The 13,065-nt window shown below is 56.3% G+C and carries 12 protein-coding genes; 7 read left to right on the top strand and 5 right to left on the bottom strand.

The annotated features are described in order from the left end of the window. Positions 1-300 precede the first annotated feature (300 nt). Positions 301-1,773, top strand: coding sequence for an inorganic phosphate transporter (locus tag U5A05_RS05655; protein WP_261741172.1), 1,473 nt, complete (start codon positions 301-303; stop codon positions 1,771-1,773). 263 nt (positions 1,774-2,036) lie between these two features. Here the strand turns inward: U5A05_RS05655 and ccoM are convergent, their stop codons facing one another. The 3 genes from ccoM to U5A05_RS05640 form a co-directional block, all read right to left on the bottom strand. Beyond that, on the bottom strand, positions 2,037-2,147 hold the full coding sequence (gene ccoM, locus U5A05_RS05650; protein ID WP_016779744.1) for a cytochrome c oxidase subunit CcoM: 111 nt from the start codon (positions 2,145-2,147) through the stop codon (positions 2,037-2,039). Positions 2,148-2,295: 148 nt separating this feature from the next. Then, the gene (locus tag U5A05_RS05645) at positions 2,296-2,457 is read right to left on the bottom strand and encodes a hypothetical protein (protein WP_261741171.1); all 162 of its coding nucleotides are present in this window, start codon (positions 2,455-2,457) and stop codon (positions 2,296-2,298) included. 78 nt (positions 2,458-2,535) lie between these two features. Beyond that, positions 2,536-2,847: an aspartate-semialdehyde dehydrogenase gene (locus U5A05_RS05640; RefSeq protein WP_321835915.1), complete on the bottom strand. Its 312-nt coding sequence runs from the start codon at positions 2,845-2,847 to the stop codon at positions 2,536-2,538. A 171-nt stretch (positions 2,848-3,018) separates the two neighbouring features. On the opposite strand from U5A05_RS05640, the gene rapA reads away from it, so the two are divergent. Further along, on the top strand, positions 3,019-5,865 hold the full coding sequence (gene rapA, locus U5A05_RS05635) for an RNA polymerase-associated protein RapA (RefSeq protein WP_261741169.1): 2,847 nt from the start codon (positions 3,019-3,021) through the stop codon (positions 5,863-5,865). Positions 5,866-6,305: 440 nt separating this feature from the next. On the opposite strand, the gene U5A05_RS05630 is transcribed toward rapA, so the two are convergent. After that, complete coding sequence (locus U5A05_RS05630) at positions 6,306-6,611, bottom strand: DUF2288 domain-containing protein (protein WP_261741168.1); 306 nt, start codon at positions 6,609-6,611, stop codon at positions 6,306-6,308. 359 nt (positions 6,612-6,970) lie between these two features. Between U5A05_RS05630 and U5A05_RS05625 the strand changes: the two genes are divergently transcribed. From U5A05_RS05625 to U5A05_RS05605, 5 genes are all read left to right on the top strand, one after another. Next, positions 6,971-8,098, top strand: a complete 1,128-nt coding sequence (locus U5A05_RS05625; protein ID WP_261742383.1) for a branched-chain amino acid ABC transporter substrate-binding protein — start codon at positions 6,971-6,973, stop codon at positions 8,096-8,098. Between the two features lie 248 nt (positions 8,099-8,346). Then, a complete protein-coding gene (gene livH, locus U5A05_RS05620) occupies positions 8,347-9,270 on the top strand; it encodes a high-affinity branched-chain amino acid ABC transporter permease LivH (protein ID WP_261741167.1) in 924 nt (307 codons plus the stop codon). After that, positions 9,267-10,523, top strand: coding sequence for a high-affinity branched-chain amino acid ABC transporter permease LivM (locus U5A05_RS05615; protein ID WP_261741166.1), 1,257 nt, complete (start codon positions 9,267-9,269; stop codon positions 10,521-10,523). The genes livH and U5A05_RS05615 overlap by 4 nt, the downstream gene beginning before the upstream one ends. Next, positions 10,520-11,287 (top strand): high-affinity branched-chain amino acid ABC transporter ATP-binding protein LivG, encoded by a 768-nt coding sequence (gene livG / locus U5A05_RS05610; protein ID WP_261741165.1) that lies wholly within the window; start codon positions 10,520-10,522, stop codon positions 11,285-11,287. The genes U5A05_RS05615 and livG overlap by 4 nt, the downstream gene beginning before the upstream one ends. After that, positions 11,288-11,989 carry an ABC transporter ATP-binding protein gene (locus U5A05_RS05605; RefSeq protein ID WP_261741164.1) on the top strand — a complete coding sequence of 234 codons (702 nt, stop codon included), beginning with the start codon at positions 11,288-11,290 and terminating at the stop codon, positions 11,987-11,989. Between the two features lie 64 nt (positions 11,990-12,053). Here the strand turns inward: U5A05_RS05605 and U5A05_RS05600 are convergent, their stop codons facing one another. Next, positions 12,054-12,962 carry a LysR family transcriptional regulator gene (locus U5A05_RS05600; RefSeq protein ID WP_261741163.1) on the bottom strand — a complete coding sequence of 303 codons (909 nt, stop codon included), beginning with the start codon at positions 12,960-12,962 and terminating at the stop codon, positions 12,054-12,056. Between the last annotated feature and the right edge of the window lie 103 nt (positions 12,963-13,065).

The following is a 13,065-nucleotide window of genomic DNA, read 5'->3' as shown; positions in this document are numbered from 1 at the left end:
CATTTGCACGAGCGGGTATGGCTATTTGCTGTGTCAGAGCTGAAACCAGTCCGGCTCAACCTCCGATTCGAGATATTTCATGTGCTCGAATCAGGGCCTCGACAAGGGGTAAAGTTTGCCCCCTGAAAGCCCTCATAGCCTTTGCTATCAGTGGCTTGAGGGAATGTGCCTACGCGTTCTTTCAGAATACTCTGACGAGTTTTTTCATTTATAGATGTTACCAACGGGCAGCTAGTGCATTGATTAGCAGGGTTTTCTGGCATAATCCGCCCCCCTTTATGACCGTGTCAGAAAACCTTCATGATCGATCTATTAAGCGGATTGGACGCCTGGGTTCTTATCAGCCTCTTCTTCGCCCTAGCCTTTGTTCTCGCGTTTGAGTTCATCAACGGCTTTCATGACACCGCAAACGCGGTAGCGACTGTCATCTACACCAAAGCCATGCCGCCTCACCTGGCGGTGTTCTTTTCCGGTGTGTTCAACTTCCTCGGCGTTCTGCTGGGCGGGGTCGGCGTGGCTTATGCCATCGTCCACCTGCTGCCGGTAGAGCTTCTGGTGAATGTAAACACCGGACATGGCCTGGCCATGGTGTTTTCACTGCTTGCAGCAGCCATCACCTGGAACCTGGGAACCTGGTATTTCGGGATTCCGGCCTCAAGCTCGCACACTTTGATCGGTTCGATCCTGGGTGTCGGCCTGGCCAATGCCCTGATCAGCGGAATCCCGGTGAGCGAAGGGGTTAACTGGCAGAAGGCAATCGACATTGGTGCCTCGCTGGTGTTCTCGCCAATTGCGGGCTTCCTGATTGCCGGCCTGGTGTTGATCGCCCTGAAGTGGTGGCGTCCGGCGTCCAAGATGCACAAGACGCCAGAGCAGCGCCGCAAGCTGGACGACAAGAAGCATCCGCCGTTCTGGAACCGCCTGGTTCTGGTGATCTCGGCCATGGCAGTGAGCTTTGTTCACGGCTCCAACGATGGCCAGAAAGGCATCGGCCTGATCATGCTGGTCCTGATCGGCATCGTGCCAAGTGCCTTCGTACTGGATCTGAACAGCACCACGTATCAGATCGAGCGTACTCGTGACGCCACCCTGCACCTGAACCAGTTCTACCAGCGCAACAACGCTTCGCTGAGCGAGTTTCTGGCCTTGGGCAAAAGCATCAAAGGCGACTTGCCTGATCAGTTCAGCTGCAACCCGCAGCAAACCGAACCGACCATTGAAGCGCTGCTTGGCTCATTGAAAGGCGTGGCAGACTACCATTCGATCCCGGCTGAAAAGCGTATCGAGATCCGTCGCTACCTGCTCTGCCTGGATGACACTGCAAAGAAAGTCAGCAAGCTGCCAGTACTTGATTCGCGCGAAAAAGCCGACCTCGACAAACTGCGCAAAGACCTGACCGCAACCACAGAGTACGCCCCGTTCTGGGTGATTCTGGCAGTAGCACTGGCCTTGGGCCTGGGCACCATGGTTGGCTGGAAGCGGGTGGTTAAAACCATCGGTGAGAAGATCGGCAAGCAAGGCATGACCTATGCTCAGGGCATGGCGGCACAGATCACCACTGCCTTCGCAATCGGTATGGCCAACATCTTCTCCCTGCCGGTATCGACTACGCACATCCTGTCGTCAGGCGTTGCTGGCACCATGGTCGCCAACAAGAGCGGCCTGCAAGGCGGCACGATCAAGACCATCCTGATGGCATGGGTGCTGACCTTACCGGCCACCATCGCGCTGTCTGCGACGCTGTTCTGGCTGGCGTCCAAAGCGCTGGCCTGATTCTGCGCCGAACAAAAAAGGTACGTCCCTCACGGGCCGTACCTTTTTTTTGTGCAGTAATAAGCTGTGGGAGCGAGCCTGCTCGCGAAGCCCCCAAGAACATCGCGATTTTCCAGTCAATACACGCTGATACTTACACCCTTCGCGAGCAGGCTCGCTCCCACAGACGGGTTCAAGCTGTAGACAAAACACACAGGCAAAAAAATAGGCGACCGAAGTCGCCCAAAATGCCTTGCGTGCTCATTCCCTGAAAAGACTCGGCGCTATTTGCGCTTCTGGGAGTCTTTCCAGATAAAAATGCCCAGACCGGCGAAGAACAAAACCATGAGGCCGACAGTAAGTACTCCGGCGATAACCACATTATCGAGAAACATGACGGCCTCCTGCGTTTGTCTGATTGTGTCTGTTGAAGCTAGATTAACCAGACGCGCAGGCGCACAACTTGACCGGGATCAATAGAGATCCACGGCCAGCTCGAAGTTGATGGGAATAATTGACTCAGGTCAGCGGAATCGCAGCAGCTCAGCGCTTTTTCGGTTTTTTCTTTGGTTTCTTCGCTGCTTTTACCAAAGGCATTGCCTGCTCGAATGCCAGGCGAACTTCGTTCAAGCGCTTTTCATTGAGGTCGTGTACCCGTTTGGCGCGCTCGGCGCCCAGATCAACCAGCTTGGTGTCTTGGCTCATAAAAAATCAGACCACTGTCAGTGTGTTTCAGTGCGCCAATAATGCGACGCGTATTCAGCGCTGACCAGAAAAAACCATCTAGACTTTTATATCGACCCACAACCCCTGACGCTGCATGCCATCAATCAGGGGCGCATCCGGCGCACCGTCATCAGTGCCCGCCTCTGCCCCTGGGTTCTGCTCCAGGGATTCGCGACGGCGCTTGTCGTGTTGGCGCTGCTGTTCTTCGCGTAACAGCAGCGTGGCCTGATCGTCATCGCTGTGTTTCAGATCGATCGCACACTCACTGGAGCTGGCTTGCGTTGGCACCACGGGCGGGATCTCGGGTCGAGGACGGACAGGGCCGCAGGTAACGGTTACTGCGCCAAGCGGCAAAATTGACGGCAACATGGTTAATGTTCTCCTGTCGTCAGTCTGTCAGCGGCAGCCCGTCGAGGTCAGCCGTTCGTCGATTACTGCCCCGGCTAATTTTAAGCCCGGCAGCTTTTTATGAGAGTCCTTTGGACTGAGGCCTTTGATCCGTTAATATACTCGGCTTTTTCAAAGCGGGAGTCAGGCAGCATGGCGCAGCAGTATCAACCGGGGCAACGCTGGATTAGTGACAGCGAAGCAGAGCTAGGTTTAGGCACCGTTCTGGCACAGGACGGTCGCTTGTTGACCGTGCTCTATCCGGCCACTGGCGAAACCCGCCAATATTCGCTGCGCAACGCACCGCTTACGCGTGTACGGTTCTCGCCGGGTGACACCATCATCCACTTCGAAGGCTGGAAGATGACCGTGCGCGAAGTTGATGACGCCGATGGCCTGCTGGTCTATCACGGCCTCAACGAACAAAACGAAACCGTCACCCTGCCAGAAACCCAGCTGTCGAACTTTATCCAGTTCCGTCTGGCCAGTGACCGTCTGTTCGCCGGGCAAATCGACCCGCTGTCCTGGTTCTCGCTGCGCTACCACACCCTGGAACACACCAGCCGCCAGCTGCAATCGCCGCTGTGGGGCCTGGGCGGCGTGCGTGCGCAACCGATTGCACACCAACTGCACATTGCCCGCGAAGTGGCAGACCGAATCGCACCGCGGGTTTTGCTGGCCGACGAAGTAGGCCTGGGTAAAACCATTGAAGCGGGTCTGGTGATTCATCGCCAACTGCTCAGCGGCCGCGCCAACCGTGTACTGATCGTAGTCCCGGAAAACCTGCAGCACCAATGGCTGGTCGAAATGCGTCGGCGCTTCAACCTCGAAGTGGCACTGTTCGATGAAGAGCGCTTTATCGAGAGCGATGCCAGCAACCCCTTCGAAGACAGCCAACTGGCCCTGGTTGCCCTGGAATGGCTGGTTGACGACCCCAAGGCCCAGGCCGCGCTGTTCGACGCCGACTGGGACTTGCTGGTCGTCGACGAAGCACACCACCTGGTGTGGCATGAAGACAACGTCAGCCCTGAATACGGCCTGGTCGAGCAACTCGCTGGCGTGATCCCGGCCGTATTGCTGCTCACCGCGACCCCGGAACAACTGGGTCAAGACAGCCACTTTGCACGCTTGCGCCTGCTCGACCCGAACCGCTTCCACGACCTGGCCGCTTTCCGCGCCGAGAGCGAAAACTATCGCCCGGTCGCTCAAGCCGTACAGGAGCTGCTGGATAAAGGCAGCCTGTCACCTGAAGCGCATAAAACCATCCACGGTTTCCTCGGTGCCGAAGGCGATGCCCTACTGGCTGCCGTCAATGATGGCGATGCCGAAGCCAGCGCCCGCTTGGTGCGCGAGTTGCTTGACCGCCACGGCACCGGCCGCGTGCTGTTCCGTAACACCCGTGCCGCAATCCAGGGCTTCCCTGAACGCAAACTGCACGCCTACCCGCTGCCGTGCCCGGCCGAATACCTTGAGTTACCGCTGGGTGAACATGCCGAGCTGTATCCAGAAGTCAGCTTCCAGTCACAGCCAGACGCCAGTGATGAAGAACGCTGGTGGCGCTTCGACCCTCGGGTTGAATGGCTGACCGACACCCTGAAAATGCTCAAGCGCACCAAGGTGCTGGTGATCTGTGCCCACGCCGAAACCGCGATGGATCTGGAAGACGCCCTGCGCGTGCGTTCCGGCATTCCTGCAACGGTCTTCCACGAAGGCATGAACATTCTTGAGCGCGACCGTGCTGCGGCCTACTTCGCAGATGAAGAATTCGGCGCCCAAGTGCTGATCTGTTCCGAAATCGGCAGTGAAGGCCGCAACTTCCAGTTTGCTCACCACCTGGTGCTGTTCGACCTGCCAGCCCACCCGGACTTGCTGGAGCAGCGTATTGGCCGTCTGGACCGGATCGGCCAGAAGCACATCATCGAAGTTCACGTGCCATACCTTGAGACCAGCCCGCAACAGCGCCTGTTCCAGTGGTATCACGAAGCGCTGAATGCCTTCCTCAACACCTGCCCGACCGGCAACGCCCTGCAACACCAGTTCGGCCCGCGCCTGCTGCCGTTGCTGGAAGCCGCAGACGATGAAGAATGGCAAGCGCTGATCGACGAAGCACGGGTTGAGCGCGAGCGTCTCGAACAGGAATTGCACACTGGCCGCGACCGCTTGCTGGAGCTTAACTCCGGTGGTTCGGGCGAAGGCGAAGCACTGGTTGAGGCGATCCTTGAGCAGGACGACCAGTTCACCCTGCCGATTTACATGGAAACCCTGTTCAACGCCTTTGGCATCGACAGCGAAGACCATTCCGAAAACGCGCTGATCCTCAAGCCCAGCGAAAAAATGCTCGACGCCAGTTTCCCGCTGGGCGACGACGAAGGTGTCACCATCACCTACGATCGCAACCAGGCCCTGTCACGCGAAGACATGCAGTTCATCACCTGGGAACACCCGATGGTGCAAGGCGGCATGGACCTCGTGTTGTCTGGCTCGATGGGCAACACCGCCGTCGCACTGATCAAGAACAAGGCCCTGAAGCCCGGCACTGTGCTGCTCGAGCTGATTTACGTCAGTGAAGTGGTTGCCCCGCGTTCACTGCAACTGGGTCGCTACCTGCCCCCGGCGGCCCTGCGCTGCCTGCTCGATGCCAACGGTAACGACCTGTCGTCGCGAGTAGCCTTCGACACATTGAACGAACAACTGGAAAGCGTACCCCGCGCCAGCGCCAACAAGTTCGTTCAGGCCCAGCGCGACCAGCTGACGCCGAAGATCAACGCCGGTGAAGCCAAGATCGCGCCACGTCACGCAGAACGCGTGGCCGAAGCGCAACGCCGCCTGGCTGCCGATACCGAAGAAGAGCTGGCACGCCTGACCGCCTTGCAGGCAGTCAACCCGAGCGTACGCGACAGCGAACTGGTGGCCTTGCGCAAACAACGCGAACAAAGCCTGGCCATGCTTGAAAAAGCCGCCCTGCGCCTTGAAGCCATTCGCGTGCTGGTCGCCGGTTAAAACAACACTTGTAGCCGCTGGCTCAGGCTGCGATGGCTTGCCCGGCTGGCCCAATGCCTGGAAGGCTGGTGAAGATCCTGCAGATCTTTGCGCAGCCTTTACCAGCGGCAGAGATACTTCAAGCGTGGGAGCGAGCCTGCTCGCGAAGATCATTCGCGAGCAGCTCGCTCCCACTGGGCTTGACCTGGAACAGAGTATCTACAAGCCCCCCCCTCAATACCCGCAACTATCAACTCCCTTCCTTGACTCCCTATTGCGCCACTTTTGCACTCAAAGTGCCCATAGCGGGGCATCTGTATTGCAGGCACAAAAAAACGCCACCGTACCAACTGTGGCGTTTCTCCACGGCAAATTGCCACTACTCAGAGCCGGGTTACTGAGCTACACACTCCCGGCACTTCAATTCAGTGCAAAAAAATGCTCCCGTTTGGTGCGCGAGGTTATTTTTGCGCCCTTTCCTGGACCATAACCCAAGGCGAAACCACCACCGCCCATAGCTGCGGGTCACGTTCAAGAACGTCTAGCGCCTGCTCCTCAGTCATCTTGCCAAGCACCCCGGACGCCATCCAGGCCGAGACTTTCTCTGCATCATCCTGAGTCACTGCCTGCGCCGCTTCGATCAAGTCCAGCTCGGGTTTAACCCACAACAAATCACCTTTGGCGAAGAAGGGTTGCAGGGCTTTCCATTCAATAGTTGAGGTCTCGCCAAGCAGCTTGGCATAGAGGGTGCTAGGTTCTTGATTCATGGGATTCACCGGGAAAAATATCGGCGCAATGATAACGCCGCACACCCGGTAGAAAAACCCGGCTTTTCAGGTAAAAAAGCGAGAAAAGAGTAGAAGGCCAAGGACTGGTGCGTTGATTTAGCAACATTCTGATAACTATCAACAGCCTAATCCGCCGCCATTCTGTCTTTTTCTTACGTTTAAGCGACATTTCCTGTTTTTTCCCCCGCCAGTACGCTATTCAAGCGCTGAACCGGCGCTCTACACTGTACCGGTACAGTTGCAGGGGGGATTGACCGGGAATTTCGTTACAAGAAAACCCGGTCCGGCTGCCTTGGCTTCCAGGACTATAAAAATTACAACATAAGAGTGGAGCACCAATAAAGATGGCTACAAAGCAGATTACTAAACTGTTTGCCGCTATGGTTTTGGCCGGGTTCGCCAGCCATTCATTTGCCGCAGACACCATCAAGATCGGTATCGCGGGTCCGAAAACCGGGCCTCTGACTCAGTACGGCGACATGCAGTTTGCTGGCGCAAAAATGGCTATCGAACAAATCAACGCCAAGGGCGGCGTTGATGGCAAAAAGCTTGAAGCGGTTGACTACGATGACGCCTGCGACCCGAAACAAGCGGTTGCCGTTGCCAACAAAGTGGTCAATGACGGTATTAAATTTGTAGTCGGTCACCTGTGCTCCAGCTCCACTCAGCCTGCTTCGGACATTTACGAAGACGAAGGCATCATCATGATTACCCCGGCCGCTACCGGCCCGGAAATCACCGCTCGCGGTTACAAGATGATTTTCCGTACTATCGGTCTGGACAGCGCCCAAGGCCCTGCAGCCGGTAACTACATCGCGGATCACGTGAAGCCGAAAATCGTTGCGGTATTGCACGACAAACAGCAATACGGTGAAGGCATCGCTACCGCCGTTAAAAAGACCCTGGAAGACAAAGGCGTGAAAGTCGCAGTCTTTGAAGGCGTCAACGCTGGCGAAAAAGACTATTCCTCTGTTATTGCCAAGCTCAAGCAAGCCAACGTCGACTTCGTCTACTACGGCGGCTACCACCCAGAGCTGGGTCTGATCCTGCGCCAAGCCAAAGAAAAAGGCCTGAACGCCAAGTTCATGGGCCCTGAGGGCGTGGGCAACGAGTCCATCTCGCAAATCGCTCAAGGTGCTTCCGAAGGCCTGCTGGTGACTCTGCCAAAAGCATTTGATGCAGACCCGGCCAACAAGGCGCTGGTTGAGTCCTTTGCTGCCAAGAAACAAGACCCTACCGGTCCATTCGTGTTCCCGGCATACGCAGCAGTTGAAGTCATTGCTGGCGGTATCGAGCAAGCGAAAAGCGAAGACCCGGCCAAAGTTGCTGAAGCCATCCATAAAGGTACTTTCAAGACGCCTACCGGCAACCTGAAGTTTGACGCCAAAGGCGACGTGGAAGATTTCAAATTCGTAGTTTACGAATGGCACTTCGGTAAGCCTAAAACTGAAGTAAGCCCTCAGTAAGGGTTGGTCCTGGCCTAACAACGAAGCCCACTGCGCCCGCGGTGGGTTTTGTTTTAAAGGCCGGCGGTTCATGGAAATGGGGCCGCGCTTTCGTGATCCGAAAGCCTGCCCACCTGAAAATCTTTAAAACCGTCACCAGCGGTTCGCTGGCAGAAGACCTGTGTTCAAAGTGGGTGAAAACCCATACAGCCCAGGCCGGAAAATGACTCCACCAGTGAAATGCGTCTCAGGTTTTTAGGAGCTTTGTAATGCCTGACATCTATCACTTCTTCCAAATGCTGGTTAACGGCCTCAACGTTGGCAGCACTTATGCCCTGATCGCCATCGGCTATACGATGGTTTACGGCATTATTGGAATGATCAACTTCGCCCACGGCGAGGTGTACATGATTGGTTCCTATATTGCGTTTATCGCCATCGCCGGCTTGACCATGATGGGTCTGGACAGCGTGCCACTTCTGCTGACTGCCGCGTTTCTCGCCAGCATTGTGGTTACCAGCGCCTACGGCTACAGCATCGAACGGGTTGCCTACCGTCCCTTGCGTGGCAGTAATCGGCTTATTCCGCTGATTTCTGCCATCGGCATGTCGATCTTCCTGCAAAACACCGTACTACTGGCACAAGACTCAAAAGACAAATCAATCCCCAACCTGATCCCTGGCGGCTTCACCTTTGGCCCAGGAGGCGCTAGCGAAGTTATCGTCTCCTACATGCAAATTGTGGTCTTCGTCGTCACCTTCCTCGCAATGCTCGGCCTGACCATCTTCATTTCTCGTTCACGTATGGGCCGCGCCTGCCGCGCCTGTGCCGAAGACATGAAAATGGCCAACTTGCTGGGTATCAACACCAACAACGTGATTGCGCTGACCTTCGTGATCGGTGCTGCCCTGGCAGCCGTTGCTGCGGTGCTGATCAGCGTGCAGTACGGCGTGATCAACCCCAACGCAGGTTTCCTGGTAGGCCTTAAAGCCTTTACCGCTGCGGTATTGGGTGGGATCGGCAGTATTCCTGGCGCGATGCTCGGTGGCCTGGTACTCGGTGTGGCTGAAGCCTTTGGTGCCGATATCTTCGGCGACCAATACAAAGACGTTGTGGCTTTTGGCTTGCTGGTGCTGGTGCTTCTGTTCCGTCCGACCGGCATTCTGGGGCGTCCGGAGATTGAAAAAGTATGACTAGGAATCTTAAGTCGGCGCTCTTCAGCGCCCTGTTGGTCTGGGCCGTCGCCTACCCGGTACTCGGTCTGAAACTGACTATCGTCGGGATCAACATTGAAGTTCACAACACCAGCACCTTCACCCTGAGCGTGATTGCGATCTGCTCCTTGCTGATGTTTGTGCGCGTGTTGTTCAACCAGCAACTGACCACAGCCTGGAAGAACTCACCCAGCCTGCCGAAAGTGCCTACCAAGGCCAGCTACTTCCTGACCCTGCCCAGCACTCAACGCTGGATCATCCTGGGCCTGGTGGTCATTGCATTGATCTGGCCGTTCTACGGTTCGCGCGGTGCAGTGGACATTGCCACGCTGATCCTGATCTACGTCATGCTCGGCCTGGGCCTGAACATCGTGGTCGGCCTGGCGGGTCTGCTCGACCTGGGTTATGTCGGGTTCTATGCCGTGGGTGCCTATACCTACGCGCTGCTCGCGCATTACTTCGGGCTGAGCTTCTGGATCTGCCTGCCATTGGCTGGATTGATGGCGGCAACCTTTGGCTTCCTGCTTGGCTTCCCGGTGCTGCGTTTACGCGGTGACTATCTGGCTATCGTGACCCTGGGGTTCGGTGAAATCATCCGTTTGTTCCTGCGTAACCTGACGGATATCACCGGTGGGCCAAACGGTATCAGCAACATCCCGAAACCAACGCTGTTCGGTCTGAGTTTCGACAGAACCGCCGCCGAAGGCATGCAAACGTTTCACGAGTACTTTGGCATCGCCTACAACTCGATCAACAAGGTCATTTTCCTGTACCTGATCGCACTGGTGCTGGTGCTGTTGGTGTTGTTCGTGATCAACCGCCTGCTGCGCATGCCAATCGGTCGCGCCTGGGAAGCACTGCGTGAAGACGAAATCGCCTGTCGCGCCTTGGGTTTGAATCCGACAGTTATCAAGCTGTCAGCCTTCACCTTGGGTGCTACTTTTGCAGGTTTTGCTGGCAGCTTCTTTGCCGCACGCCAAGGCCTGGTAACACCGGAATCGTTCACCTTCCTTGAGTCGGCGATCATTCTGGCCATCGTGGTACTCGGCGGTATGGGCTCGCAACTGGGTGTCATCCTGGCAGCTGTGGTGATGATCCTGTTGCCGGAAATGATGCGTGAATTCAGCGAATACCGGATGCTGCTGTTCGGAGCCCTGATGGTGCTGATGATGATCTGGCGTCCGCAAGGTCTGCTGCCAATGCAACGTCCTCACCTGGAGCTGCGAAAATGAGCCGCGAGATACTGAAAGTCAGCGGCCTGAGCATGCGCTTTGGCGGCTTGTTGGCGGTGAACGGCGTGGCCCTGACCGTCAAGGAAAAACAGGTAGTGTCGATGATCGGCCCTAACGGCGCCGGCAAGACCACCGTGTTCAACTGCCTGACCGGTTTTTACAAACCGTCGGCGGGCACGATCCTGCTCGATGGCCAACCTATTCAAGGGTTGGCTGGCCATGAAATTGCGCGCAAAGGGGTCGTTCGTACCTTCCAGAACGTGCGATTGTTCAAGGACATGACGGCCGTTGAGAACCTGCTGATTGCCCAGCATCGTCACCTCAACACCAACTTCCTGTCGGGCCTGTTCAAAACCCCGTCGTTCCGTAAAAGCGAACGCGATGCCATGGATTACGCTGCGTATTGGCTGGACAAGGTCAACCTGACCGAGTTCGCCAACCGCCCGGCGGGCACCTTGGCCTATGGCCAACAACGACGCCTGGAAATCGCCCGTTGCATGATGACGCGTCCGCGCATCCTCATGCTCGACGAACCGGCAGCGGGCCTGAACCCCAAGGAAACCGAAGACCTCAAAGCGCTGATCAGCATTTTGCGCAATGAGCATAACGCCACCGTGCTGTTGATTGAGCACGACATGAAACTGGTCATGAGCATTTCCGACCATATCGTGGTGATCAACCAGGGCACACCTTTGGCTGACGGGACGCCGGAACAGATCCGTGACAACCCTGAAGTGATCAAAGCCTATTTGGGGGAAGCGTAAATGCTGCAATTTGAAAACGTTTCGACCTTTTACGGCAAGATCCAGGCCCTGCACAGCGTCAATGTCGAGGTACGCCAGGGCGAAATCGTCACCCTGATCGGCGCCAACGGCGCTGGCAAATCAACCCTGATGATGACGTTGTGCGGTTCGCCGCAAGCTCACAGCGGCAGCATTCGTTATATGGGCGAAGAGCTGGTGGGGTTGACCTCGGCGCAGATCATGCGCAAAAGCATCGCCGTTGTACCTGAAGGACGTAGGGTATTTGCTCGCTTGACCGTGGAAGAGAACCTCGCCATGGGCGGTTTCTTTACCGAGAAGCATGAGTACGAAGAGCAAATGGACAAGGTTCTGCACTTGTTCCCACGCTTGAAGGAACGCTTCATTCAGCGCGGCGGCACCATGTCCGGGGGCGAACAGCAAATGCTCGCGATTGGCCGGGCGCTGATGAGCAAACCCAAGCTGCTGTTGCTTGATGAACCGTCACTGGGGTTGGCGCCAATCATTATCCAGCAGATTTTCGACATCATCGAACAACTGCGAGATGAAGGCGTAACCGTGTTTCTGGTGGAGCAAAACGCCAACCAGGCACTGAAAATTGCTGACCGAGCCTACGTGCTGGAAAACGGCCGTGTGGTCATGCAAGGCACTGGCGAGCAATTGCTCAACGATCCGAAAGTGCGCGACGCGTATCTGGGCGGCTAAACCTGCCTGCGATACAGGACGGCCCTTCGGGGCCGTTTTTTTTGCCCTGAAGGCAGCGTTTTGGTTAAAGCTGGTTAATGGCCTCACCACTGCGCTGAAACCAACCCACTAGGTAATCCGCCAATACCTGGGTGCGTTTGGGTAAGCCGCCCTGATAAGGGTGAACCAGATACATGGGATTACTACGCGTTTGATAGTCACGCAACAACCCGCATAAACGCCCATCCGCCAATTCGGTACTGAGCATGTACGAGGGTAGCCGGGCGATGCCAGCACCGATCACGGCGGCCTTTTTCAGCAAGCTGTAGTGATTGCTGGCAAACGGTCCCGAAACCCGCACCCGGTGCAGTTCATGCTGACGGTGGTACTGCCATTCTTCGCGACCGCTGTAGTGACTGTTAAGCAGGCAACGGTGCTCGGCCAGTTGCTGAGGCGTGGTTGGTTCGCCGTATTGCTCAAGATACGCGGGGCTGGCGCAGGTAATTTCGTGCCAGTTAAGTACCAGCTTGGCCACCAGTCGCTCGTTGCTGGCAACCTGCGAGCGGATCGCCAGATCAAACCCCTCCCGCGCCATGTCGCGGTAACTGTTATTGAGTTCAAGCTCGATTTGCACCTGCGGGTACTCGCGGGAGAACTCCAGCAGCAGCGAATCAAAAAAGGTTTCGCCCAAAGACACAGGCACGGTCATACGCACCGGGCCAGCCATATCGTCCTTGAGTCGGGCCAATGCCTGACGCGCACGCTCCACTTGTACGACCAGTGCCTGGGCCTGAGGCAATAACGCTGCACCCGCAGCCGTCAGGCTCAAACGCCTTGTGGTGCGGTGCAGCAACACCACTGAGAACTGTGCCTCCAACTGACTGATGCGCTTGGACAGTTGTCCCTTGCTGCAACCCAATTGCTGAGCGGCCAAAGTAAAACTGCCCGCGTCGATCAATACCGCAAACGCCGCCAAGTCATCCATTTCGCTCATGGATTGTTTCCATATGAAAACCAAAGGTTGCCTATTAGTGCGCTTATCGCGCTAAAAAACCACCCCTAGACTGAGCGCTCACCTCATCCATAAAGGTACACAC

The sequence above is a fragment of the Pseudomonas kulmbachensis genome (genome assembly GCF_963681935.1).
Classification (GTDB): domain Bacteria; phylum Pseudomonadota; class Gammaproteobacteria; order Pseudomonadales; family Pseudomonadaceae; genus Aquipseudomonas; species Aquipseudomonas kulmbachensis.
The sequence above is the reverse complement of the archived record's forward strand: the minus strand, read 5'-3'. Positions and strand labels throughout refer to the sequence as shown.

Coding starts and splice junctions, on each gene's coding strand:
- rapA (WP_261741169.1), top strand. CDS start 3,019: ATGGCGCAGCAGTATCAACCGGGGCAACGCTGGATTAGTGACAGCGAA.
- livG (WP_261741165.1), top strand. CDS start 10,520: ATGAGCCGCGAGATACTGAAAGTCAGCGGCCTGAGCATGCGCTTTGGC.
- ccoM (WP_016779744.1), bottom strand. CDS start 2,147: ATGTTTCTCGATAATGTGGTTATCGCCGGAGTACTTACTGTCGGCCTC.
- U5A05_RS05640 (WP_321835915.1), bottom strand. CDS start 2,847: ATGTTGCCGTCAATTTTGCCGCTTGGCGCAGTAACCGTTACCTGCGGC.
- livH (WP_261741167.1), top strand. CDS start 8,347: ATGCCTGACATCTATCACTTCTTCCAAATGCTGGTTAACGGCCTCAAC.
- U5A05_RS05655 (WP_261741172.1), top strand. CDS start 301: ATGATCGATCTATTAAGCGGATTGGACGCCTGGGTTCTTATCAGCCTC.
- U5A05_RS05615 (WP_261741166.1), top strand. CDS start 9,267: ATGACTAGGAATCTTAAGTCGGCGCTCTTCAGCGCCCTGTTGGTCTGG.
- U5A05_RS05630 (WP_261741168.1), bottom strand. CDS start 6,611: ATGAATCAAGAACCTAGCACCCTCTATGCCAAGCTGCTTGGCGAGACC.
- U5A05_RS05605 (WP_261741164.1), top strand. CDS start 11,288: ATGCTGCAATTTGAAAACGTTTCGACCTTTTACGGCAAGATCCAGGCC.
- U5A05_RS05645 (WP_261741171.1), bottom strand. CDS start 2,457: ATGAGCCAAGACACCAAGCTGGTTGATCTGGGCGCCGAGCGCGCCAAA.
- U5A05_RS05600 (WP_261741163.1), bottom strand. CDS start 12,962: ATGAGCGAAATGGATGACTTGGCGGCGTTTGCGGTATTGATCGACGCG.